Source organism: Kluyvera cryocrescens NBRC 102467, assembly GCF_001571285.1.
Classification (GTDB): Bacteria; Pseudomonadota; Gammaproteobacteria; order Enterobacterales; family Enterobacteriaceae; genus Kluyvera; species Kluyvera cryocrescens.
The window spans coordinates 59,439-83,311 of record NZ_BCTM01000021.1; the positions used below are offsets into that span (position 1 = coordinate 59,439).

Genomic DNA, 23,873 nt, shown 5'->3' on the forward strand with positions numbered 1-23,873 from the left:
AAAACGCCGCTGGGTTATCCACGCGGCGTTTTTTTTATCAAACATGCTCAAGCTTTCGCGCGGCCCCAAGAGTTGGCACCTGAATATCCCGGCGATGTAACGCCTGCCAGAATGTCTCCAGCGCGCTATCAAGGCGATTGTGGAGATTCTGGCTAAACTGCGGCTTATGCTGATAGTCGGTTACCTGGCTATCGTCGGCAAATACACCTTGCAGAATTTCCTGTGCCTTCAGCGCGTTTAATACGGGTTTCAGCGCGTAATCGACCGCCAGCATATGCGCGACGGTGCCACCGGTTGCCAGCGGCAACACCACTTTACCTTCCAGTGCGCGTTCCGGCAGTAAGTCGAGCAAGGCTTTCAACGCGCCGGCGAACGATGCTTTATAGACAGGCGTCGCGATTATCAGCCCGTCCGCATGGGCTAATTGTTCGGTGAGGGTTTGCAGCGCGGGGCTGTCAAACCGGGCATGAAACAGATCTTCTGGCGCAAAATTCTGTAGATGCCAGTGAAACACTTCAACATCCGCCGCCGATAGTTTCTCTCGAGCGTACTCGAGCAGGGCGCTGGAGCGAGAAGGAAAGCGGGGGCTACCTGCTAAAGTAATGACGCGCATATTCTCTCCTTATAACCAAAAACAAACATTAATCTATAATTGATAACATTTGCGTTAGTGTGTCAGAGGCATCAGGAGAGGCGAAATACTTTTTCTGACGTTGGTTTATCAGAAAATGCATATGGACTGGGGCTACCTTGGCGATAGATAGGAAAACGATTGCGCTTTTTTTGCCATAGGTCAATTCCCTTTCTTAGCAAGATCGCACATAATACGCCCCCGGTTTGCACACCGGGAATCCAGGAGAGTTCATGTACTATCCCTTCGTTCGTAAAGCACTTTTTCAGCTCAATCCAGAGCGCGCTCATGAATTAACGTTTCAACAATTACGCCGTATTACCGGAACACCGCTGGAAGCGTTAGTGCGCCAGAAGTTGCCGGAAAAACCGGTCACCTGTATGGGACTGACGTTTAAAAATCCACTGGGTCTGGCAGCGGGTCTGGATAAAGATGGTGAATGTATTGATGCCTTAGGGGCTATGGGATTCGGTTCGATCGAGATCGGTACCGTCACGCCACGCCCGCAGCCGGGTAACGACAAGCCGCGCTTGTTCCGCCTGGTCGATGCTGAAGGTTTGATCAACCGCATGGGCTTCAATAACCACGGCGTTGATAACCTGGTTGAGAACGTTAAAAAAGCGCATTTCGACGGTATTCTGGGGATTAATATCGGTAAGAATAAAGATACCCCTGTCGAACAAGGTAAAGATGACTATCTGATTTGTATGGAAAAAATCTATGCCTATGCCGGTTATATTGCGATAAATATCTCTTCACCAAATACCCCAGGGCTGCGTACGCTGCAATATGGTGAAGCGCTGGATGATTTACTTTCTGGTATTAAAAATAAACAATCTGAACTCCAGGAAAAACACCATAAATACGTTCCAGTGGCCGTAAAGATCGCGCCGGATCTTTCTCATGAAGAGTTGATCCAGGTTGCCGATAGTTTAGTTCGCCATAATATTGATGGGGTAATCGCAACCAACACGACATTAGATCGTTCTCTGGTTCAGGGGATGAAACATTGTGATGAAATGGGTGGATTAAGCGGTCGTCCATTACAATTAAAAAGCACCGAGATTATTCGTATGCTGTCGGCGGAATTAAAAGGCCAGTTACCTATTATTGGCGTCGGTGGGATTGACTCAGTGATTGCGGCCCGCGAGAAGATTGCTGCCGGGGCTTCGTTGGTGCAGATCTATTCCGGGTTTATTTTTAAAGGCCCACCGCTGATTAAAGAAATCATTACTCATATCTAGTCTTTTTCCTCGTAATGTGATCCAGGGCTTTATTTCCGGCCCTGGTTGCTTTATATTTCCATATTGTTGCTTATTTAAACATATTGGTCTTTTATTATTTAAGGCAAAGTAACGCAACGGAAGAACAGGCAAAGCAATGGACGCGAAAATGATGGGGGAGACAAATGCGAATTAAACCTGATGATAACTGGCGCTGGTATTATGATGAAGAGCACGATCGTATGATGCTCGATTTAGCCAATGGCATGTTATTTCGCTCGCGTTTTGCTCGCCGAATGTTAACTCCCGATGCTTTCGATCCCACCGGTTTTTGCGTTGATGATGCCGCACTCTATTTTTCCTTTGAAGAAAAATGCCGTGACCTTGTGTTATCGAAAGAACATCGTGCTGAACTGATCTTAAATGCGCTGGTGGCCATTCGTTTCCTTAAACCGCAGATGCCGAAAAGCTGGCATTTTCGCGCGCATCAGGACACATGGTCCCCGACTACCGGAGACGCCGCCTGCGTGTGGCTTAGCGATGACGACAGTCAGGTGAATCTGCTGGTGGTTGAGCCCGGCGAAAACGCCGCGCTCTGTCTGCTCGCTCAGCCGGGTTTGGTGCTGGCTGGCCGCACGATGCAGTTGGGGGATCCGATTAAAGTGATGAACGACAGGCTGCAACCTCAGCCGGGGCTGGACGGCTACAGCCTGGAACAGGCCGTTTAACGCTTTAGCTTCAGCGCTGTTTTCGGTACGCAACTGCAGCTCAGAATGGTGCCATCATCGCGAATCGCGCTTTTCTTCAGCGGATTCACTTCCCCATCCAGCAGCGTCACCCGACAGCTTCCACATAGCCCCGCACGGCAGGAGTAGGGTACACGGATGCCTTGCTGTTCAAGCTGCTCAAGTAAAATTTGCTGATTATTGCCACCGAAGGTTGTCCCCTCCCAGTCGATATCCACCAACGCATTTTGCTGAACCGGCGATGCCACCGCGTCATCACTTTTCCCCGCGCTGTAGATTTTTGCCGGACCAGTCGTCAAAATTTCAACCTCATCGCCTACGCGAATCACCCCGCTATTACGGGCAATCAGGTTCTGGCCAAAGTCGACGTCGCCACTGGCGGGGTCGGTGCGGAAGGATTGCAGCGTACTAAGCGGCTCGCCGCTCGGGTGTTTTTGCCCTTTTTCTGGACTGATGGTGGTAAAGACGCAGCGGCTGCAGGGTTTCACGACATCAAACACTACCGCACCGATGCGGATGGTTTTCCAGCTATCCTCAGCCCAGGGCTCGACGCCGGTTACCACCAGGTTCGGACGGAACTGCTCCATCTGAACGCTGGCCCGACAGCGCTGCTGAAGATCGCGCAGCGAAGCTTCGTTAGTGAGTAAAAAAGGAAAGCCGTCGGCAAAAGAGAGCGGCACCGCATCGTGGCGTTTTACGCGACGAGTGAGGTCAGTTCCAAGCCAGCGAAGCTGAACCTCGCGCTTAAAGAAGGGAGATAGCCACTGATTGATAGCGTCCGGAGCAATACGCGAGGTAAAATGATTGCCCCACACTTCGGTCGGCGATGCCTGCCCGGTAAAATCAGCAAAACGCACGAGCGCGCTGCTGCCGTCGGGGGCGGTGAGATGTAAACCATCGTGCAGGACGGCGGGGGTGAAGCGCACCATCGCTGGAAACTGACGGGCGGTGATAAAAGTGCCATCAGATTCGGTAATCATGAAAATGCGGTCAAATGCGAATCCGCTAATATCAGCGAACGCATGCGTAAGACCAATACCCCGCATCGATTTCACCGGATGAATAAAAAGCCGCGATAATGTAGCCACAACGCTATCCCTGAGTCGAAATTAAGCCTTTAACTTTATGACATGGGCTACAGATTGGCTATAATGCGCAACAATTTTCTGCGAGTAAAAGTGACGATATGAATTCTCTGTTTGCCAGTACGGCCCGTGGGCTGGAAGAGCTGTTAAAAACTGAACTGGAAGGTCTGGGTGCACAAGAGTGCCAGATCACCCAGGGTGGCGTCCATTTCCAGGGCGATACGCAGCTTCTGTACAAAAGCCTGATGTGGAGTCGCCTGGCGTCGCGCATCATGATGCCGCTGGGAGAATGTAGCGTCTGGAGCGATCTCGATCTTTATCTTGGCGTACAGGCTATCGACTGGACATCGATCTTTACCCCGGATGCCACCTTTGCGGTGAGCTTCGGCGGTCTGAACGATAGCATTCGTAACAGCCAGTACGGTGCGTTGAAGGTGAAAGATGCCATCGTTGATGCCTTTACGCGCAAAAATCTGCCACGCCCTAACGTCGATCGCGAAAATCCCGATCTGCGTATCAACGTTCGTCTGAACAAAGAAACGGCCTATATTTCGCTCGACTTGAGCGGTGACGGCCTGCACCTGCGCGGCTATCGTGACCGTACCGGGATGGCGCCGATCAAAGAAAACCTCGCAGCGGCTATCGTGATGCGTTCTGGCTGGGTGCCGGGCACGCCGCTTCTCGATCCTATGTGTGGTTCCGGTACGCTGCTGATTGAAGCGGCAATGTGGGCCACCGACCGTGCGCCGGGGCTGCATCGTAGCCACTGGGGCTTTAGCGGCTGGGCGCAGCATGACGACGTTATCTGGCAAGAAGTCAAAGCGGATGCTCAAACGCGCGCCCGTGCGGGTTTAGCCGCCTATGAATCGCGTTTCTATGGTTCTGATACTGATCGACGCGTTGTTGAAATTGCACGTAGCAACGCCCGTCGTGCGGGTATTGGCGAGCTTATCACCTTTGAAGAAAAAGACGTTGCCCAGCTTAGCAATCCATTGCCGAAAGGCCCATACGGCACGGTGATCAGTAACCCGCCGTACGGTGAACGTCTGGAAAGTGAACCGGCGCTGATTGCACTGCATAGCCTGCTGGGCCGTACCATGAAAAGCCAATTTGGTGGCTGGAATTTATCACTGTTTAGCGCCTCGCCTGAGTTGTTAAGCTGTGTGTCTCTGCGCGCCGAGCGCCAGTTTAAAGCCAAAAACGGCCCGCTGGACTGTGTGCAGAAAAACTATCACCTGGCCGAAAGCACCGGTGAAACGAAAGCGACAGTGGCCGAAGATTATGCCAACCGTCTGCGTAAGAATCTGAAGAAATATGAAAAGTGGGCGAAGCAGGAAGGTATCGAATGCTATCGTCTGTATGACGCTGATCTCCCGGAATATAACGTTGCCGTTGACCGTTATGCCGATTGGGTTGTGGTCCAGGAGTATGCGCCACCGAAAACCGTCGATGCGAACAAAGCGCGCCAGCGTCTGTTTGATATCATCGCCGTAACCATCTCCGTACTCGGTATTGCGCCAAATAAACTGGTGCTGAAAACCCGCGAACGCCAGAAGGGCAAAAATCAGTATCAGAAGATGAACGAGAAGGGGGATTTCATGCAGGTGAGCGAGTATTACGCGCGCCTGTGGGTCAACCTGACCGATTATCTGGATACCGGCCTGTTCCTCGACCACCGTATTGCCCGTCGTATGCTGGGTCAGATGAGTAAGGGTAAGGATTTCCTTAACTTGTTCTCTTATACCGGCAGCGCTAGCGTGCATGCGGGTCTCGGTGGGGCGCGCTCCACCACGACCGTTGATATGTCTCGCACCTATCTGGAATGGGCTGAGCGCAACCTGCGCCTGAATGGTTTGACCGGCCGACCACATCGCCTGATGCAGGCCGACGTGTTGTCCTGGCTGCGCGATACCGACGAACAATTCGACGTGATCTTCATCGATCCCCCGACCTTCTCGAACTCCAAACGTATGGAAGATGCGTTTGATGTTCAGCGCGACCATCTGCGCCTGATGAAAGATCTGAAACGTCTGCTGCGTAAAGGCGGCACCATCATGTTCTCCAACAACAAACGCGGTTTCCGTATGGATCACGACGGGCTGGCTGAACTGGGACTGAAAGCACAAGATATTACCCAAAAAACGCAGTCGCCAGATTTTGCCCGCAACCGTCAGATCCACAACTGCTGGCTGATTACCGCGGCCTGAAAGGAATAAAGAATGTCATTAATTAGTATGCATGGCGCCTGGCTGTCGTTCAGCGACGCGCCGCTTCTCAATAATGCCGAATTGCACATTGAGGACAACGAACGCGTCTGCCTGGTAGGCCGTAACGGCGCGGGCAAATCGACGCTGATGAAAATCCTCAATCGTGAGCTGGGGCTGGACGACGGGCGTATCATCTACGAGCAAGATCTGGTTGTGGCGCGTCTGCAGCAGGATCCGCCGCGTAACGTAGAGGGAAGCGTTTACGATTTCGTCGCCGAAGGGATTGCGGAGCAGGCGGTTTATCTCAAGCGCTATCATGATATTTCGCATCTGGTGATTACCGATCCGAGCGACAAAAATCTGCAAGAGCTGGCGAAAGTCCAGGAACAGCTGGATAACCACGGGCTGTGGCAGCTGGAAAACCGTATTAATGAAGTGCTGGATCAGCTGGGCCTGAAAGCGGATACCGAACTGGCATCGCTTTCCGGTGGCTGGCTGCGTAAAGCGGCGCTGGGCCGTGCGCTGGTTAGCGCACCGCGCGTTCTGCTGCTTGACGAACCGACGAACCACCTGGATATTGAAACTATCGATTGGCTCGAAGGCTTCCTGAAGGCCTTCAAGGGAACGATCATTTTCATCTCGCACGACCGTTCGTTCATCCGCAACATGGCAACCCGCATCGTCGATCTCGATCGTGGTAATCTGGTGACCTATCCGGGCAATTACGATCAATACCTGGTAGAAAAAGAAGAGGCGCTGCGCGTTGAAGAACTGCAAAACGCCGAATTCGACCGCAAACTGGCGCAGGAAGAGGTGTGGATCCGTCAAGGGATTAAAGCCCGTCGTACCCGTAACGAAGGCCGCGTCCGCGCGCTGAAAGCGATGCGTAATGAACGCAGCGCCCGTCGTGAAGTGATGGGCAGCGCGAAGATGCAGGTCGAAGAGGCCTCTCGATCCGGTAAGATCGTCTTTGAAATGGAAGACGTGAACTACCAGGTTGACGGCAAAGTGCTGGTGAGAGATTTCTCCGCGCAGGTGCAGCGTAGCGATAAAATTGCGCTGATTGGTCCAAACGGCTGCGGTAAAACCACGCTGCTCAAGTTGATGCTGGGCCAGCTGCAGGCCGATAGCGGACGTATTCATGTGGGTACCAAGCTGGAAGTGGCCTACTTCGACCAGCACCGGGCAGAGCTCGATCCGGACAAAACGGTGATGGACAACCTGGCGGAAGGTAAGCAAGAAGTCATGGTTAACGGTAAGCCACGCCATGTGTTGGGCTATCTGCAGGACTTCCTGTTCCATCCTAAGCGGGCGATGACCCCGGTTCGCGCGCTGTCCGGCGGTGAACGTAACCGTCTGCTGTTGGCCCGACTGTTCCTGAAACCAAGCAACCTGCTGATTCTCGATGAACCAACCAACGACCTGGATGTCGAAACGCTCGAATTACTGGAAGAGCTGATCGACGGCTACCAGGGGACCGTGCTGTTGGTGAGCCACGATCGTCAATTCGTGGACAATACCGTGACGGAATGCTGGATCTTCGAAGGCGAAGGGCGTATTGGTCGTTATGTCGGCGGCTATCATGATGCGCGTGGACAGCAGGCGCAGTCGCAGCCCCGCCAACAGGCGGTTGTGAAGAAAACTCCGGAACCGGCTCAACCAAAAGCAGAAACTGTCAAACGAACGGCAAGCAAATTAAGCTATAACCTGCAGCGCGAACTGGAACAGTTGCCGCAAAAGCTGGAAAAACTGGAAGCGGACCTGGAAGCCTTACAGCTACAGGTAGCTGATGCGACATTCTTTAGCCAGCCGCATGACCATACCCAAAAGGTATTGGCGGAGATGGCGCAGGCTGAACAAGCGCTGGAAGAAGCGTTTGAACGCTGGGAATATCTGGAAGCGTTGAAAAACGGCGCCTGACTGAGGACTTTTCATGTGCGAACAACATCATGCTGCGCAGCATATTCTGTGTTCACAGTGTGACATGCTGGTGGCGTTGCCGCACCTTGAGCACCGACATAAGGCAAATTGCCCACGCTGTGGTACAACGCTGACCACCTCGTGGGATGAACCCAGACGGCGCCCAACGGCGTACGTCCTGGTCGCGCTCTTTATGCTGATATTGGCGAACCTGTTTCCCTTTATCAGCATGAATGTGGCAGGGGTCAGCAGCGAAATTGAGCTGCTGGAAATCCCAAGCGTCATGTTTTCTGAAGACTATGCCAGCCTTGGCACCTTTTTCCTGTTGTTTGTACAACTGGTGCCAGCGTTTTGCCTGATCGCCATTCTGCTGCTGGTTAATCAGGTCAGAATGCCCTACAGGCTTAAAACATTTCTCGCGCGTATTTTGTTTACGCTCAAAACCTGGGGAATGGCGGAAATCTTCCTTGCTGGGGTGCTGGTGAGCTTTGTGAAGCTCATGGCCTATGGCGACATTGGCGTTGGCAGCAGCTTCCTGCCCTGGTGCCTCTTCTGTTTGCTGCAATTGCGCACTTTCCAGTGTGTCGATCGCCGCTGGCTATGGGACGATATCGGCGCGATGCCGGTACTTTCACGGCCGTTAAAGCCGGGAATTACCGGAATTCGCCAGGGGCTGCGTTCCTGCTCTTGCTGCACGGCGATTCTCCCCGCCGATCTCCATGAATGCCCGCGTTGCCATAGTAAAGGCCATGTCCGACGTAAAAATAGCCTGCAGTGGACGGTTGCGCTGCTGGTAACGTCAATCATGCTTTATCTTCCTGCCAACATTTTGCCGATCATGATTACCGATCTGCTGGGCGACAAAATGCCGTCGACGATTATTGCCGGGGTGATTTTACTGTGGAGTGAGGGATCGTATCCGGTGGCTATGGTGATTTTCATTGCCAGTATTATGGTCCCGACGCTAAAGATGATCGCGATTGCCTGGCTGTGTCTGGACGCAAACGGGCTCAAACGGCGCCATCAGGATAGTGAACGAATGCACCTGATTTATGAAGTGGTGGAGTTCGTGGGGCGCTGGTCAATGATTGATGTCTTTGTCATTGCGGTGCTTTCCGCGCTGGTGCGCATTGGGGGGTTAATGAATATCTATCCGGCAATTGGCGCGCTGATGTTTGCGTTGGTTGTCATAATGACCATGTTCTCAGCAATGACCTTTGATCCGCGTCTGTCCTGGGATCGGGAACCTGAATCAAGCCATGAGGAGTCGTAATAGCATGGAAACCAAGAGTGGGGAGGCAAACGTGCAGAAAGTGAAAAACTGGTCTCCCGTTTGGATCTTCCCGATCGTCACGGCGCTGATCGGCGCCTGGATACTGTTTTACCATTACAGCCATCAGGGGCCGGAGGTGACGCTGATTACCACCAACGCCGAAGGCATTGAAGGTGGTAAAACCACGATTAAAAGCCGTAGCGTGGACGTCGGGGTTGTGGTGAGTACCACATTGACTGATGACCTGACGCATGTGGAAATTAAAGCGCGGCTGAACTCCGGTATGGAAAAGCTGCTGCATAAGGACTCCGTCTTCTGGGTGGTTAAGCCACAAATTGGTCGCGAAGGGATCAGCGGTCTTGGGACGCTATTGTCCGGTGCCTATATTGAACTGCAGCCCGGTTCAAAAGGCCCAGAGCCGGGAAATTATCAGCTGCTTGACGCACCGCCGCTCGCGCCACCGGATGCCAAAGGCATTCGCGTAGTGCTCGACAGTAAAAAAGCAGGGCAGCTTAATCCGGGCGATCCGGTGCTCTTTCGCGGCTATCGGGTAGGTTCGGTTGAAACCAGTACCTTCGACCCGAAAAACCGTAGCATCTCTTATCAGCTATTTATCAGTGCGCCAAATGACCGTCTGGTCACCAGCAACGTTCGTTTCTGGAAAGACAGCGGCGTGGCGGTTGATCTCACCTCTGCCGGGATGCGCGTGGAGATGGGATCGCTGTCGACGCTATTTAGCGGCGGGGTGAGCTTTGATGTTCCGGAAGGAGTCGAACTGGGCCAACCCATTGCCGAGAAGACTGAATTCAAACTCTACGACGATCAGAAAAGCATTCAGGACTCGCTGTATACCCAGCATATTGATTACCTGATGTTCTTTAAAGATTCGGTTCGGGGCTTGCAGGTGGGAGCACCGGTTGAATTCCGCGGTATCCGCTTGGGAACCGTGGCGCAGGTACCGTATTTTGTGCCTGGACTGCATCAGTCATTGACCAGCGACTATCGTATTCCGGTTAAAATCCAGATTGAGCCTGAGCGGCTTGCCGCCCAGTTCGGCGAAAGTCCTGATATTCGAGGCCATCTGCCTGCGCTGATTGAGCGCGGCCTGCGCGGCTCGCTGAAGACCGGGAATCTGGTCACGGGTGCGCTGTATATCGATCTCGACTTCTATCCAAAAGAGCCGCCGGTGTCTAACGTGAAAGCGTTCGACGGCGTGGCGATCATTCCTTCAGTGAGTGGTGGCCTGGCGCAAATCCAGCAACGAGTGATGGAGACGCTGGATAAGTTCAATAACTTGCCGCTGACGCCGATGGTTGAACAGGCAACGAATACGCTGACGGAAAGTCAGAATACGATGCGTCGTCTGCAAACGACGTTGGATAATCTGAATAAGATCACCGCAAGCCAGTCTGCGCAACAGCTACCCGCTGATATGCAGAAAACGCTGCGCGAGTTGAACCGGAGTATGCAAGGCTTCCAGCCAGGTTCTGCGGCTTACAACAAAATGGTGGCCGATATGCAGCGTCTGGATCAGGTATTGCGTGAACTGCAGCCAGTGTTGAAAACCCTGAATGAGAAGAGTAACGCGCTGGTATTCGAAGCGAAGGATAAAAAAGATCCAGAGCCTAAGAGGGCGAAATAATGAAAAAGTGGTTAGTACTGGCTGCGGTCTGCCTGTTGGCGGCCTGCAGTAGCGGTGGGGAGAACAAGACCTATTACCAGCTGCCGCTGGCAACGGGAACCGTGCAAAACGGCACTACCGCAAGCCAACGTATGCTTTGGGTTGAGCAGGTTAGCGTACCGGATTTTCTGGCCGGTAGCGGCGTGGTATATCAGACCAGCGATGTTCAGTATGTTATTGCCAACAATAACCTTTGGGCGAGTCCACTGGATCAACAACTGCGCACCACGTTGGTTTCTAACCTGAGTAATCAGCTTCCAGGTTGGGTGATCTCATCGCAGCCGCTGGGCAGCGACCAGGATACGCTGAATATGTCGGTAACTGGTTTCCATGGCCGTTATGATGGAAAAGTGGTGGTGAGCGGTGAATGGTTGCTGAATCATCAGGGGCAACTGACTAAGCGTCCATTCCATATCGAAATGGCTCAGCAGCAGGATGGCTATGATGCGATGGTGAAGGTTCTGGCCGAAGCCTGGAAACAGGAAGCGAGCGCTATTGCCCAGATTATCAATCGCCAACCATAAATAGAATTAATTGTTCTAAGGACCGCCGTCGGTGTAAAACCGCCGGCGGTTTTTTTATGTCTGGCTTCAATTGGTTACTTATGCCACATCACGTTTTTTGTACAAATGAACTTCTGATTAGCTCACAAATATGACATTGGTATGAATTCTGCGCATTGACGGGGCCATTTTTTAGCGGTATTCGTATTATGTGGTCGCATACTTTGTAACCACTGTTTTCTTTTCCACCAGACCAAGATATGAGGGAAACGAGGCATGAAGAGACAAAAAAGAGATCGCCTGGATAGGGCACATCAGCGTGGATACCAGGCCGGGATTACCGGACGGTCGAAAGAAATGTGTCCTTACCAGACTATTAACCAGAGGTCTCACTGGCTGGGAGGCTGGCGAGAAGCCATGGAGGACAGGGCAGTAGTTGCCTGACACTGTCTCTTTAAAAAGAAACCTCCGCATTGCGGAGGTTTCGCCTTTTGATTCACAACACTAATCTATCGCCAGCAAGACTGACGGCAAATCGCATTAGAATGCAGAAGTATCCTGGAACAGACCCACTTTCAGGTCGTTCGCGGTGTAGATCAGACGGCCGTCAACCAGAACTTCACCATCCGCCAGACCCATGATCAGACGACGGTTAACGATGCGCTTGAAGTGAATGCGGTAGGTCACTTTTTTCGCTGTTGGCAGAACCTGACCGGTAAATTTGACTTCACCGACGCCGAGCGCACGGCCTTTGCCTTCGCCACCCAGCCAGCCCAGGTAGAAACCAACCAACTGCCACATTGCATCCAGACCCAGACAGCCAGGCATCACGGGATCGCCAATAAAGTGACAACCGAAGAACCACAGGTCCGGATTAATATCGAGCTCAGCTTCAACATAACCTTTGTCAAAGTTGCCGCCGGTTTCGGTCATTTTAATGACACGATCCATCATCAGCATGCTCGGAGCAGGTAACTGCGGGCCTTTTGCGCCAAACAGTTCACCGCGACCAGAGGCAAGAAGGTCTTCTTTTGTATAGGATTCGCGTTTATCTACCATGTTTTAAGTAAGCCTTATTTTAAGTTCGGAACGCAGGATAGCTAACACGTGTACGCTGAACAAGTCCGATCAGTTGGATTGCGCACGGTTGAGCCAACGTAACGGCCACGGATAACGGTGGCGTGGCTCCTGTTGAGTGGCTTGGGCGATACGCTCCTGAATCGTTTGCAGGAGAGTTTGACCTTCACCATCCCAGTTGAGCTGTGTCAGAAGCGGCAACGCATCGCTGACATCATCGATAGCCCAAATAGAGAACGTACCCGCTTCAACGGCTTCCTGTACTTCAGTTGAGAGACTTAAATGGCGGACGTTAGAGGAAGGAATGATAACCCCCTGCGAGCCGCTTAAACCGCGCTGTGCGCAGATTGCAAAGAAGCCTTCAATTTTCTCATTCAGGCCGCCTACCGGCTGGGCACGACCAAACTGATCGACCGAGCCAGTCATCGCGATGCTCTGATTGATTGGCACATTAGCCAGGGCGCTAATAAGCGCACACAGTTCGGCCATAGACGCGCTATCGCCGTCCACTTCACTGTATGACTGCTCAAACGTCAGCGACGCGGAGAACGGCAGTTGCTGCTCCAGATCAAGCTCCGCCATCAGGAAGGCCTGCATAAGCATCATCCCTTTGGCATGAATATTACCGCCGAGTTCAGCTTTACGCTCAACATCAGTAAATTCACCATCACCAATATGGACTACACAGGTGATACGAGAAGGTTCACCAAACGGACGCGGGTGGCCAGGAAAATCGATAACGGAAAGCGCGTTAATCTGGCCAATACATTCGCCTTCGGTTTCAATCAGGATCTGCTCGAGCAGAATTTCATCCTGCATACGCTCAGCAAGGAAACCTTCACGCCATTGACGCTGCTCAAGCATCGTTTTGAGCTGTTCCGCGTTGATGATGCCATTGTCCGTAAACGGCGCTGCTTCACGCAGTTGACGAGCGATCCACAGCGGGCAGAGTGGCATAATCTCTTGATCGCCACTGTCGCGCGCACCTTCCTGCATGAGCAATGGCCATGCATCGGCAGCCAAGCCAGGAAGCGATTTCTCGCGCGCAACGTTCCAGACCCACTGGCACCACTGCTTGAGCGTCTCTTCATCGCTGATTTGCAGGTTGTCTTCAAACTCGCTGTAGAGCGATGTTTCTGCCAGCTCTGGTTCCATTTCCTCGAAATCAGCAAGTGAATCGCGATCGCCCATCAGTACGACTTTGAGGGTGAGGGGCATGGAAGGGATGCTAACGGGTAGCGGACGTGCATCGTCGAAGGTCAACCAGTCAAATCGCTGCTGGGAGACGATGTTTTTCAAACGCATCCACAGCAGCGGTTGAGCCATTAACGTACGCAGAGACAGGATCAGAATGCCGCCGTTGGCTTGGTGAACCAGGCCTGGCTGAAGGGTAATTTCACCATTGAACTGGCGCACGCAGCCAAACAGCTGCTCGGCTTCGATCCAGTCGGCATAGATAACGGGGCCCGAACTGGCAAAATTGTCATCAGCATTACGCGCGGGCGTGAGCGTAACTTTACTGCCGTTCACATGATAGTTAACGCCCGTTAGGGTCGCTTCATGATCTTCGCGTAACGACAGCGTTGTTTGCTTAAGAAGCTGCAGGTACTCTTTTTCTTCTGGGGCTTTTACCAGCAAGAAAGGGGAGACCCCCTGCGGATGAAGGAACTGTTCCAGCGCGTAATGTAAACGCGCCTGCAGCTCGCTGAATAAGGAATCGTTCTCTGAGGCCAGATCAGGCTGGGCAAATAGCGCCTGAAATGCTTCAGTCGCGGGGGCGAGAAAGCGCCGGGAAAGAGTATTTATAGTCAATGTCGCTATTTTTAGTCAGATGTAAAGTGCGTGATTATACCTGATGCCAACGGGAAGCTCACGGAGAATAGGGAAGTATCTTCGGGCGTTGGCCTCATCCGCATCACAGTTGCAGATTTCTTCTCAGCACATTGGGAAAAAACTGTTATTCTGAAAAGAGTTACACGGTCACACTGAGATCGCAATGAAATATCAACAACTGGAAAATCTTGAAAGCGGCTGGAAGTGGAAATACCTGGTGAAAAAGCACCGGGAAGGCGAATCCATCACCCGCTACATTGAAGCCAGCGCCGCACAAGAGGCTGTCGATGTTTTGCTGAAACTGGAACATGAGCCGGTTCAGGTTAATGACTGGATTACCCAGAATATTAATCCGCAACTGGTTAACCGAATGAAGCAGACGATTCGCGCACGCCGTAAGCGCCACTTCAATGCTGAACACCAGCATACGCGTAAAAAGTCTATCGACTTAGAGTTTGCTGTCTGGCAGCGGTTGGCCGGTTTAGCGCAACGGCGTGGAAAAACGCTATCGGAAACCGTCGTGCAACTGATTGAAGATGCTGAAAACAAAGAGAAGTACGCCACTAAGATGTCCAGCCTTAAGCAGGATCTTGAAGCGATGCTTGGCAAAGACAAATAGGCTTTGTCGCCTACATTTGACGATGTAAAACCGATAGGTAAAAAAAACCCCGCAGCGCGGGGTTTTTTATTAGACGAGAACTTATGCCTGAGGCTGAGTTACAACGTCTTTGCTACCTTTAACTTCGATCTCTACGCGACGATCTGGTGCCAGGCAGTCGATCAGTGCAGCTTTCGCTTTCACGTTGTCACAGGTGTTGCCGGTAACTGGGTTAGCTTCGCCCATGCCACGTGCGGAGATTTTGTCAGAAGGGATACCTTTAGATACCAGGTAATCAACGACGGACTGTGCACGTTTCTCGGACAGACCCTGGTTGTAAGCGTCAGAACCGATGCGGTCAGTGAAGCCCAGAACCACTACGGAACCGTCTTTCGGATCCAGGTTGCTCAGCTGGCTGTACATCTGATCCAGAGCCTGCTTACCTTCTGGTTTCAGGGTAGATTTGTTGAAGTTGAACAGAACATCAGACTTCAGAGTGAAGTGTTTGGTCTGTACTTCTGGAGCTGGAGCCGGAGCTGGAGCGATTACTGGAGCTGCTGCATCCTGCTGGCCGAAACGGTAGGAAACGCCTACGCTCAGCATGCCGTTGTCAGGACGAACACCAACGGTGTTTGCGTCGCCGATGTTGTTAACCCACTGGTATTCCAGACGGGTAGCGATGTCACGAGTCACAGCCCACTCAACGCCGCCAGCGAATACTGGGGAAACGCCGGTGTCGTGGTGATCGCCAGCAATGTTGTTGCTGGAGTCAGCACGCCATACCATACCACCCAGACGAGTGTAGATGTCCAGATCGTCAGTTACTGGGTAACCCAGTTTAGCGGTCAGCTGAACGCCTTGAGCTTTCAGAGCACCGTTAGTCTGGCTGCCGGTGTATTCCATACGGCCCAGCCAGTCGTAACCCATTTCGAAACCAACGTACGGGTTAACCTGGTAGCCACCGAACGCGCCTGCGCCCAGCTGGCTGTTGTGGGTAGAGCCGTTGTTGTTCAGGTCACTCTGGTACCAACCGGTGTCATGGAACTGAGACCAGCCCAGTTTACCACCAGCATACCAAGTGTTGTCTTGCGGAGCGGCCTGCGCTACAGAAGCGAAGCCTGCCAGTGCCACTGCAATCGCGATAGCTGTCTTTTTCATTTTTTGCGCCTCGTTATCATCCAAAATTTGCCATGAAGTTCTAAATAGACTCACGGTTAAATCCTTCCACCGGGGTGTGGCTTAGTGAATTACTTAGCAGATATCTGCGGTGTAAGCTGAGCACCCCTGGCGATGTAAAGTCTACAACGTCGTTCGAAACTTACAAGTGTGAACTCCGTCAGGCTTATGAAAAAAAAAGAGTTGTATACGCAATATTTAACAAATATGTTGAGAAATTAAGCAGTGCAAAATACTGGAAACCGCACCAGACAAGCCTTCTGAGAAAAAACTATCAGGAAATCTAAGAGATAAAAAAGTTGCAAAAAAAATACCAGGAAAATTCCTAATTTCGCTTAATGGAACAAATTTGAGTGAATTTTTAGCCCATTAAATTGTCCAGTGGGGTGTGATGCAGAGTGAACTGGACGCATTATGAACACCATGGCATTACCTTCCTCTGCGGCGCTGAGTAAACGCGCATGTTCTTCTGCTGATAATTCATCCGTTAACCAACCGATAACAACGCTATAATTTCCAGTGCGCGATGCGCGAACCATGGAGTCGAGCATATCGCATGGCAACATCTGACGAAGTTGCATCACCTTTGTTAACGGAAGACCCGATTCCTGAACCCACTGGCGACTCAGCTTCTGCTGTGGGGTAAGCCACAGCTGCCAGCGCGACTGTTGGCCTAGCTGCTGGAGCAATGGCAGTAATAAGAGCTGTGCCATCATCGGCTGATCTTCACGATAGAGGACTTCGCTAATTAACGCAGCGGAAGTACTTTTCGCTGAAGTGAAAGCATGAGGAGCCGTTGTGGCGACAGCGGCAGTAGAATGATTTACGACACCAGAAGTATACATAGCTAATCCAACCTTGTGGGTTACTGTATGCATATACAGTACTACCCGTCTTGCTAAAGATCAACCTCATTTTCTGAAAGTAACTCGCAAAATTGCACACTAATTGCGCGTGGCGACAAATTCATCTTGCTGTGCCTGATGAACTTCCCTATGTTGCTTATTAAATGTTCTATTAACATTTATTATGTTTTCATCTACATGATTATTAAGGATTAATCATGAAAGCAATATCATATAAACGGATTTATCAGTCCCAGGAATATTTCTCCGCATTGGGGAAAATCAGCTCCCGAGCGTTGTTCGGTGGCTACAGTCTGGCGGTCGACAACACGGTCTTTGCCATGGTTGCGGAGGGGGAATTGTATTTGCGGATGTGTGAAGACAATGCCACTTACCTGGCTCATCGCTCCCCTTCATTACTGACGTTACGCAAACGCGGAATGCCGTTGCAGCTAAAGTACTTTCATGTGGATGCCGAGCTTTGGTCAGATCCACCGGTATTATTACGTCTTGGCTTATCCTCGCTGGAGGACGCGCGGCGAGAGAAATCTCTGCAACGAACGCCGTTACGTTTGAAGGATTTGCCAAACCTCTCTTTTCATTTGGAACTGTTATTGCACGAAGCCGGCGTGACGGATGCGTGGTCATTACGGCAGATCGGCGCAGAGTCAGCCTGGCTACTGCTGCGTAAGATTCGTAAACAGATCAGTATTAATGTACTGATGTCACTGGAAGGGGCAATCACGGGTGTTCATGCTGCGGCACTCCCGACGCAAAGGCGTCAGGAGTTGCAGAGTTGGGCACAGACCTACGTGAAAAAAGTCTAAGCGCGATGGTGTTAAGCCAGAACCTGCTTTTGTAACCGACAGATTTCGGGCAACAGTGAAATCATCAAACCAATTTGCTGCAATACTAATGGCTCTTTGCTGTCTGGACGGGTATCGAGATGATTAATCCGCGCGGCTAAACCTGCTAAAGCCATCTGCACTCTCTCTTCATCTGAGGGCTGATGATGTAACGCATCATCGACGTAGCAGACGGCATCGTCCAGAAGAGCCAGAATCTCAGGCGTGGTCAACTTCTCTCGGTGGGCACCCAACGCGGAGATATAGCTGGTCAACGTGTGATTAAGACACAGTAGACGGAATGCGGTTTCACGCATCTCCGCGCTGACTTTGGGTTCCGTCGACATGTTAGAAACGACAGAGGCCAGTTCAGCATCACGGTTATGCGCATCACGTCGGGCAATGCGGTAGGCCAGGCGGTTATCACGCCCCTGGTGATACTGTTCAAGAATGGCATCAAGATAGCGGCAGTTTGCATCGACGGCGCGCTCAAGCACACGCGGCAAATTACGGAATTTCCAGTCTGGCCAGATAAAGCTCACCGCAATCCACGCAATACCGCAGCCTATCAGCGTATCAATAACGCGTGGCAGCGCCACTTCAAACCCTTCGCCAAGGAGGTTGAAACACAGTAGCACCAGCAATGTAATGAACATGGTGGCATGGGCATACTGGACGTTGCGAAATGCGAAGAAGAGAACGCCAGTAATGACTATCAGCACCAGTTGGCCTTCAAGAGATGGCACAAGAAGGAGAATCGGCAGACCCAGCGCCACGCCCACAAGCGTACCAATAATACGCAGCGCCAGACGGTGACGAGTGGCGTTATAGTTTGGTTGGCAAACAAACAGGCTGGTGAGCAAAATCCAGTAGCCGTGCTGTAGACCGGTAAATTGTATAAAGGCATAGCCGGCGCACAGAACTAATGACATTCGTACCGCGTGGCGAAAGAGCGCTGATTCTGGCGACATGTTGCGGCTAAGACGTAAGCGAATATCATCAAATCCGTGCAAACTGTCATCCGCCAGCAGGGTTTCCGTTTCGCTGTTCGTTTGCGATTGCAGCTGTTCAGATTCAATCGTGGCAAGCTGCGCATCAATGGCCCGCAGGTTGTTAAGCAGAAAACCCAGCGCTTTAATTTGCTCTGGTGCCGCACCGCTGGCGCGTACGCGATCGAGGGCGGCATCGAGATGGGTGAACGCGCGTTCAAAGCGGACATCGTGCTGGTATGGGGTGCGCAGCAGAATGGCTTTTGCCAGCGCCTGGCAGGCCATCGACTGCATCGACAGCAGACGCTGGAAGCGGAACATCACATCGCTATAGCGGAAATTATCCCGCAGCGCCTGATACTGAATATGCGACGAACTGGCCCGCTCGTGGATATCCTGCGCCACAAAATAGTAGTGCAGCGTGCGGCGCGTACTGCGCTGACCGCGGTCGCCGCGCAGGCGTGTTAATAAAGACGCTTTTGTTTGGTTTAGCGTGGCCATCAATTGCCCGTTAGCCAGCGCCAGATCGTAAAGCGGTGCCTGATCTTCATCATCGAGATCAGGATCAAACAAACGGGACTTCAGCTCAAGATAGTGGGCGAGTTGTTCATAGCTACGAGCGAGGTTATCCTGCAATGGCCGAATGGGAAAAATCAGATGGCCGGTCAGCGTCAGCAGGTTATACCAGACGGCGCCGGCAATCAGCAGCATCGGTTGCATATACCAGTGGCTATAAAGCGATACGCCAAGCATGGTGTAAATAGCGATAAGCAGCGCACCAAACGCAATGGTGGCATAGCGCTGGCCCAGACCGCCAAGCAGAATAAATCCGATTGTTGAGGCGGTCAGCCCCAGCGCGAACAGCCATGGCCACGGGAAAAGTATTTCTACCGACGCGGAGGCGATAAAAAAGCAGATAAGCGTAATGACCAGATTGCGCAGTCGCCCACTTAAACGATCGTCTAAGTCGGTCAGCGCCGCCGCGACGACGCCAAGAGTCAACGGAATCGTCAGCTTGACGTCGCCCAGCCACCAGGGCAGAGCGCAGGTCCCCACTAGCGCGATGAAAATTCTGGCGTTATACAGCCAGGCGCTGTTCCATGTATAGCGGCGAAGCAAAGGGCTTAGCATCTTCGGCATTGAGTCCTGATTTACTGGAAACGACGGCGAGCGTTAGCTTCACGTGCTGCGCGAGCCACTTCAACCGGGACCACGCGACGGCCAACCGGCCACAGCGCGATGGCGGCAATCTTGAAGTTTGCGATACCGACCGGAATACCAATAATCGTCACGCACTGAGCGATACCCGCCATAATGTGCGTCAGGCACAGCCACCAGCCAAACAGCACCAGCCAGATAATGTTCAGCAGCGTGCCGCCGGCATTCATGACGCTGCTTTTGGCGCCGGGCTCTAATTCATCGATGTGCACGGCTTCATTACCGTAGGGCAGCAGCGACAGTTTGGTGATTTCCCAGCATGAACGCGTGAGCGGTAGCGTGATAATCAGTACAATGCTGAACAGCGTTGCTATCAGCCAGCCTAGCGTTGTCAGAAATCCACCTAATACAAAATTCAAAATATTCAGAACAGTACGCATAAATCCTCTGTGCAGCGCTGTGAAAAATAAGACCTGATGATTGTAACGTTTTTTTACGCTGGAGCACCTATTCTCTGGCGGTTACACTGTGAGATATCGAAAAAAGTCAGGACTCGGCATGACATGGAATTAAAAGCAACGACGCTGGGCAAGCGCATGGCGCAGCATCCCTACGACCGGGTTGAGATCCTCAATGCGGGCGTCAGGGTATCCGGCCCTCAGCATGAATATCTCATTCCTTTTAATCAGTTAATCAACATCAACTGTAAACGCGGGTTGGTGTGGGGTGAGCTGGAATTTGTTTTGCCTGAGGACAAAGTTGTGCGTCTGCACGGAACGGAGTGGAGCGATACGCAACGTTTCCATCGTCACCTCATGGGACTATGGCAGGAGTGGAGCGCAGAAATGAGCGCTATTGCTGCCGGCCTTCTTCAGTCTCAGTTGGCCATTATCGCCGGAAGCAGTGTCGAAACGCAGTGGTTGACCCGACAAAAGGCGCAGGCGATTCGTCAGCAAATCATCACCGCGCTTGAAGGTCTTCCGTTACCCACAAGCCGGCTTGCTGAATTTGATAACTGCCGCGATGCCTGGCTACAGTGCCAGGCCTGGCTTGCTGATAAAGAAAGCGGTAGAGCGAAGCATAACCAGCGTTATACCGAGGCCATGCTCGCACAGTACAACGACTTTTTTGACCAGATTGAATCCTCTCCGTTAAACGCATCTCAGGCCCAGGCCGTGGTGAACGGTGAGCGATCGCTGTTGGTGTTGGCCGGTGCAGGCAGCGGGAAAACCTCCGTGCTGGTGGCGCGAGCGGGTTGGCTCCTGGCGCGTGGTGAAGCGTCACCTGAGCAAATACTGCTGTTGGCATTTGGCCGTAAAGCCGCGCAAGAAATGGATGAACGTTTACAGGCACGGCTACATACCGATGAGATAACGGCGAGAACTTTCCATGCGCTCGCGTTGTTTATCATTCAACAGGGCAGTAAAAAAGTGCCGGTGGTGAGCAAACTGGAAAATGATGCTGCCGCGCGCCACGCACTGTTCACGCAATGCTGGCAGGCACAGTGTCGTGAGAAAAAGGCGCAGGCGAAAGGCTGGCGTCTTTGGTTGCAGGAAGAGTTGGGCTGGGATGTTGCCGATGAAAGCTTCTGGGAAAATGAAAAAATCATCAAACGAATGGGCAGCCGGCTGGATCGTTGGGTAAGTTTGATGCGGATGCACGGCGGTGCGCAGGCGGAAATGATTGCCGCCGCGCCGGAGGACGTGCGCGATCTCTTCGCGAAGCGTATCAAACTCATGGCACCGTTACTGAAAGCGTGGAAAACCGCGTTGAAAGACGAGGGGGCGGTGGACTTCTCTGGGCTTATCCATCAGGCCATTATCATTCTGGAAAAAGGAAAATTTGTCAGCCCATGGAAACATATTTTGGTCGACGAGTTCCAGGATATCTCCCCGCAGCGCGCGGCGCTGCTGGCCGCACTGCGTAAACAGAATTCGCAAACCTCGCTGTATGCCGTGGGAGATGATTGGCAAGCTATCTATCGCTTCAGCGGTGCGCAGCTATCACTGACTACCGCGTTCAATCACTATTTTGGTGAGGGGGATAACTGCGCGCTGGATACCACCTACCGCTTTAATAGCCGTATTGGTGAAATCGCCAACCGCTTTATTCAGCAAAACCCGCACCAGTTGAATAAGCCGCTTAACAGCCTGAGCGCCGGGGACAAAAATGCCGTCACGCTGCTGGAAGACGATAAGCTTGACGACTTGTTTGATAAGCTCAGCGGCTACGCCACCCCGGAGCAGCGGATTTTGGTGCTTGCTCGCTATCACCATCTTAAACCCGCAGCGCTTGCTAAAGCGGCAACCCGTTGGCCGAAGCTGAATATCGATTTTATGACCGTGCATGCTAGCAAAGGCCAGCAGGCGGACTACGTGATTATTCTGGGGCTTCAGGAAGGGTTTGATGGTTTCCCGGCGCCTGCCAGGGAGTCGATTATGGAACAGGCGTTGCTGCCCGAGCCGGAGGATTTCCCGGATGCCGAGGAGCGGCGTTTGTTATATGTGGCAATCACCCGTGCAAAACTTAAGGTCTGGCTGCTGTTTAACAAGGCTCAACCATCACCGTTTGTGGAGATTTTAAAGCAGCTTTCAGTGCCGGTGGCGCGCAAACCGTAGTATGAACCGGCACCGCCGCAGCGGGCCGGTAGTGTTTGCTGATTACTTCAGGCGTTCGACAAGATAGCGCTGGTAGTCAGGGATCAGGATATCAACCGGTTCGCCGAATTTTGGCGATTGAATAATGAAATCCGCGGTGGAAGCGTTGGTGGCAACCGGAATGTTCCAGACGGTTGCCAGACGCAGCAAGGCTTTGACGTCTGGGTCATGAGGTACCGCATTAAGCGGGTCCCAGAAGAAGATCAAAACATCGATTTTTCCTTCCGAAATCAGCGCGCCGACCTGCTGATCGCCGCCCATTGGGCCGCTCAGCAGCGCCTGCACTTCCAGGCCCGTTGCTCGCTGTACCAAATTACCGGTGGTGCCGGTGGCGGACAGCGTATGCTGGGCCAGGCACTCCTTATGACGCTGCACCCATTTCATCAGCATATCTTTGCAGTGGTCGTGCGCAACCAGCGCAATGTGTTTACGCGCCGCCAGGGTGCGAGTAGTGAGTTCCATAAAACCATCCCTAAGTGTGTAATCCAGACAGATTACTGCATGCGAATCAGGCTGCAAGCCCTGATTGGCAAAAATTTGACGCGCGACATCGGTGGTCTGGCTTACACTTAAGTGATTGGCCTGGAGGATAATGATGACTGAAAACGATATTGCCAGTATTTTAACCACAACGCGCACCATCGCTCTGGTGGGAGCCAGCGATAAACCCGATCGTCCGAGCTATCGGGTCATGAAATATCTGTTGGATCAGGGCTATCACGTGATCCCGGTTTCCCCTAAGGTGGCGGGAGGCACGCTGCTTGGGCAGAAAGGCTATGCCACTTTGGCTGATGTACCGGAAAAGGTGGATATGGTTGACGTATTCCGTAATTCGGAAGCTGCGTGGGGCGTAGCGCAAGAGGCGATTGCGATAGGTGCTAAAACGCTGTGGCTGCAGCTTGGCGTGATCAACGAGCAGGCGGCGGTGCTGGCGCGCAATGCAGGGCTGAACGTGGTGATGGACCGCTGTCCGGCGATCGAAATCCCCCGGCTTGGTCTGGCGAAGTAATAAAAAACCCCGCAACGCGGGGTTTCTTCATTTAGCGGGCGGCTAGTTGCGTAGCCGCGGTGCCTGTAGCTGTCGGCGAATGGTGCGGGCCAGTTCATCCATGGTGGGTTGTTCCGGATGATCCTCACGTGGCTCACTGCTTAACTGCGCTTCGGCCAGATAGGTATGCATCGGCTGGCCTTCATCGTCTTCCATCACCACGTGATACCAGGGCAACGCACGAAGTTCATCGTTAGCCGCCAGATCGTCGGGTTCGGGATCGTCAAGCGAGTAAACCGGGTCGATATCCACCACCACACCCAGGTAGCCCAACAGGGAGTGCCGCACCTGTTGGCCAATACCGAATTTGCTGGTAATCATCATATACACCTCCCGGGAAACAGCGCCTACTCTCTACTCTATATATAGACACCATTT

General features: G+C 52.4%; 22 protein-coding genes. 12 read left to right on the forward strand and 10 right to left on the reverse strand.

Features of this window, described 5'->3' with window-relative positions; all coding sequences use genetic code 11:
- Nucleotides 1-37: 37 nt before the first annotated feature.
- On the reverse strand, nucleotides 38-613 hold the full coding sequence (gene ssuE, locus KCR01S_RS15750) for an NADPH-dependent FMN reductase (RefSeq protein WP_061283750.1): 576 nt from the start codon (nucleotides 611-613) through the stop codon (nucleotides 38-40).
- 251 nt (nucleotides 614-864) lie between these two features.
- On the opposite strand from ssuE, the gene pyrD reads away from it, so the two are divergent.
- Together pyrD and zapC are read left to right on the forward strand one after the other, a co-directional pair.
- A complete protein-coding gene (pyrD, locus tag KCR01S_RS15755; protein ID WP_061283752.1) occupies nucleotides 865-1,875 on the forward strand; it encodes a quinone-dependent dihydroorotate dehydrogenase in 1,011 nt (336 codons plus the stop codon).
- Nucleotides 1,876-2,039: 164 nt separating this feature from the next.
- A complete protein-coding gene (gene zapC, locus KCR01S_RS15760) occupies nucleotides 2,040-2,582 on the forward strand; it encodes a cell division protein ZapC (protein ID WP_061283754.1) in 543 nt (180 codons plus the stop codon).
- Here zapC and KCR01S_RS15765 read toward each other — a convergent pair.
- A complete protein-coding gene (locus tag KCR01S_RS15765; protein ID WP_061283756.1) occupies nucleotides 2,579-3,688 on the reverse strand; it encodes a YcbX family protein in 1,110 nt (369 codons plus the stop codon). The genes zapC and KCR01S_RS15765 overlap by 4 nt on opposite strands.
- Nucleotides 3,689-3,786: 98 nt before the next feature.
- On the opposite strand from KCR01S_RS15765, the gene rlmKL reads away from it, so the two are divergent.
- The 6 genes from rlmKL to rmf all read left to right on the forward strand — a co-directional run bounded on the left by rlmKL (nucleotide 3,787) and on the right by rmf (nucleotide 11,713).
- Nucleotides 3,787-5,892: a bifunctional 23S rRNA (guanine(2069)-N(7))-methyltransferase RlmK/23S rRNA (guanine(2445)-N(2))-methyltransferase RlmL gene (rlmKL, locus tag KCR01S_RS15770; protein ID WP_061283757.1), complete on the forward strand. Its 2,106-nt coding sequence runs from the start codon at nucleotides 3,787-3,789 to the stop codon at nucleotides 5,890-5,892.
- 12 nt (nucleotides 5,893-5,904) lie between these two features.
- Nucleotides 5,905-7,812: an ABC transporter ATP-binding protein gene (locus KCR01S_RS15775; protein WP_061283759.1), complete on the forward strand. Its 1,908-nt coding sequence runs from the start codon at nucleotides 5,905-5,907 to the stop codon at nucleotides 7,810-7,812.
- Between the two features lie 13 nt (nucleotides 7,813-7,825).
- The gene (pqiA, locus tag KCR01S_RS15780; protein ID WP_061283761.1) at nucleotides 7,826-9,085 is read left to right on the forward strand and encodes a membrane integrity-associated transporter subunit PqiA; all 1,260 of its coding nucleotides are present in this window, start codon (nucleotides 7,826-7,828) and stop codon (nucleotides 9,083-9,085) included.
- 4 nt (nucleotides 9,086-9,089) lie between these two features.
- Nucleotides 9,090-10,727 carry an intermembrane transport protein PqiB gene (pqiB, locus tag KCR01S_RS15785; RefSeq protein ID WP_061283763.1) on the forward strand — a complete coding sequence of 546 codons (1,638 nt, stop codon included), beginning with the start codon at nucleotides 9,090-9,092 and terminating at the stop codon, nucleotides 10,725-10,727.
- The gene (gene pqiC / locus KCR01S_RS15790) at nucleotides 10,727-11,290 is read left to right on the forward strand and encodes a membrane integrity-associated transporter subunit PqiC (RefSeq protein WP_061283765.1); all 564 of its coding nucleotides are present in this window, start codon (nucleotides 10,727-10,729) and stop codon (nucleotides 11,288-11,290) included. Before pqiB ends, pqiC begins: the two co-directional genes overlap by 1 nt.
- Nucleotides 11,291-11,545: 255 nt before the next feature.
- Nucleotides 11,546-11,713 (forward strand): ribosome modulation factor, encoded by a 168-nt coding sequence (gene rmf, locus KCR01S_RS24310; RefSeq protein WP_052284062.1) that lies wholly within the window; start codon nucleotides 11,546-11,548, stop codon nucleotides 11,711-11,713.
- A gap of 96 nt (nucleotides 11,714-11,809) precedes the next feature.
- Here rmf and fabA read toward each other — a convergent pair whose 3' ends face one another.
- Nucleotides 11,810-12,328 (reverse strand): bifunctional 3-hydroxydecanoyl-ACP dehydratase/trans-2-decenoyl-ACP isomerase, encoded by a 519-nt coding sequence (gene fabA / locus KCR01S_RS15795; protein WP_003035875.1) that lies wholly within the window; start codon nucleotides 12,326-12,328, stop codon nucleotides 11,810-11,812.
- A gap of 69 nt (nucleotides 12,329-12,397) precedes the next feature.
- Nucleotides 12,398-14,158, reverse strand: coding sequence for an AAA family ATPase (locus KCR01S_RS15800; protein ID WP_061283767.1), 1,761 nt, complete (start codon nucleotides 14,156-14,158; stop codon nucleotides 12,398-12,400).
- A gap of 184 nt (nucleotides 14,159-14,342) precedes the next feature.
- On the opposite strand from KCR01S_RS15800, the gene matP reads away from it, so the two are divergent.
- Nucleotides 14,343-14,798 carry a macrodomain Ter protein MatP gene (gene matP, locus KCR01S_RS15805; RefSeq protein WP_061283769.1) on the forward strand — a complete coding sequence of 152 codons (456 nt, stop codon included), beginning with the start codon at nucleotides 14,343-14,345 and terminating at the stop codon, nucleotides 14,796-14,798.
- An 81-nt stretch (nucleotides 14,799-14,879) separates the two neighbouring features.
- Here the strand turns inward: matP and ompA are convergent, their stop codons facing one another.
- Nucleotides 14,880-15,935: a porin OmpA gene (gene ompA, locus KCR01S_RS15810; protein WP_061283771.1), complete on the reverse strand. Its 1,056-nt coding sequence runs from the start codon at nucleotides 15,933-15,935 to the stop codon at nucleotides 14,880-14,882.
- 353 nt (nucleotides 15,936-16,288) lie between these two features.
- Nucleotides 16,289-16,798 (reverse strand): SOS-induced cell division inhibitor SulA, encoded by a 510-nt coding sequence (sulA, locus tag KCR01S_RS15815; RefSeq protein WP_061283819.1) that lies wholly within the window; start codon nucleotides 16,796-16,798, stop codon nucleotides 16,289-16,291.
- A gap of 218 nt (nucleotides 16,799-17,016) precedes the next feature.
- Between sulA and KCR01S_RS15820 the strand changes: the two genes are divergently transcribed.
- Nucleotides 17,017-17,625, forward strand: coding sequence for a TfoX/Sxy family DNA transformation protein (locus KCR01S_RS15820; protein WP_061283772.1), 609 nt, complete (start codon nucleotides 17,017-17,019; stop codon nucleotides 17,623-17,625).
- A gap of 11 nt (nucleotides 17,626-17,636) precedes the next feature.
- On the opposite strand, the gene yccS is transcribed toward KCR01S_RS15820, so the two are convergent.
- Complete coding sequence (gene yccS, locus KCR01S_RS15825; protein ID WP_061283821.1) at nucleotides 17,637-19,763, reverse strand: YccS family putative transporter; 2,127 nt, start codon at nucleotides 19,761-19,763, stop codon at nucleotides 17,637-17,639.
- Nucleotides 19,764-19,783: 20 nt separating this feature from the next.
- On the reverse strand, nucleotides 19,784-20,230 hold the full coding sequence (locus KCR01S_RS15830; protein ID WP_061283774.1) for a YccF domain-containing protein: 447 nt from the start codon (nucleotides 20,228-20,230) through the stop codon (nucleotides 19,784-19,786).
- A gap of 123 nt (nucleotides 20,231-20,353) precedes the next feature.
- On the opposite strand from KCR01S_RS15830, the gene helD reads away from it, so the two are divergent.
- Complete coding sequence (gene helD, locus KCR01S_RS15835) at nucleotides 20,354-22,408, forward strand: DNA helicase IV (RefSeq protein WP_061283776.1); 2,055 nt, start codon at nucleotides 20,354-20,356, stop codon at nucleotides 22,406-22,408.
- A 42-nt stretch (nucleotides 22,409-22,450) separates the two neighbouring features.
- Here helD and mgsA read toward each other — a convergent pair whose 3' ends face one another.
- Complete coding sequence (mgsA, locus tag KCR01S_RS15840; protein WP_061283778.1) at nucleotides 22,451-22,909, reverse strand: methylglyoxal synthase; 459 nt, start codon at nucleotides 22,907-22,909, stop codon at nucleotides 22,451-22,453.
- A gap of 133 nt (nucleotides 22,910-23,042) precedes the next feature.
- On the opposite strand from mgsA, the gene KCR01S_RS15845 reads away from it, so the two are divergent.
- Nucleotides 23,043-23,456, forward strand: coding sequence for a CoA-binding protein (locus KCR01S_RS15845; protein WP_052284073.1), 414 nt, complete (start codon nucleotides 23,043-23,045; stop codon nucleotides 23,454-23,456).
- A 42-nt stretch (nucleotides 23,457-23,498) separates the two neighbouring features.
- Here KCR01S_RS15845 and hspQ read toward each other — a convergent pair whose 3' ends face one another.
- Nucleotides 23,499-23,816, reverse strand: coding sequence for a heat shock protein HspQ (hspQ, locus tag KCR01S_RS15850; protein WP_061283823.1), 318 nt, complete (start codon nucleotides 23,814-23,816; stop codon nucleotides 23,499-23,501).
- Nucleotides 23,817-23,873: the final 57 nt, after the last annotated feature.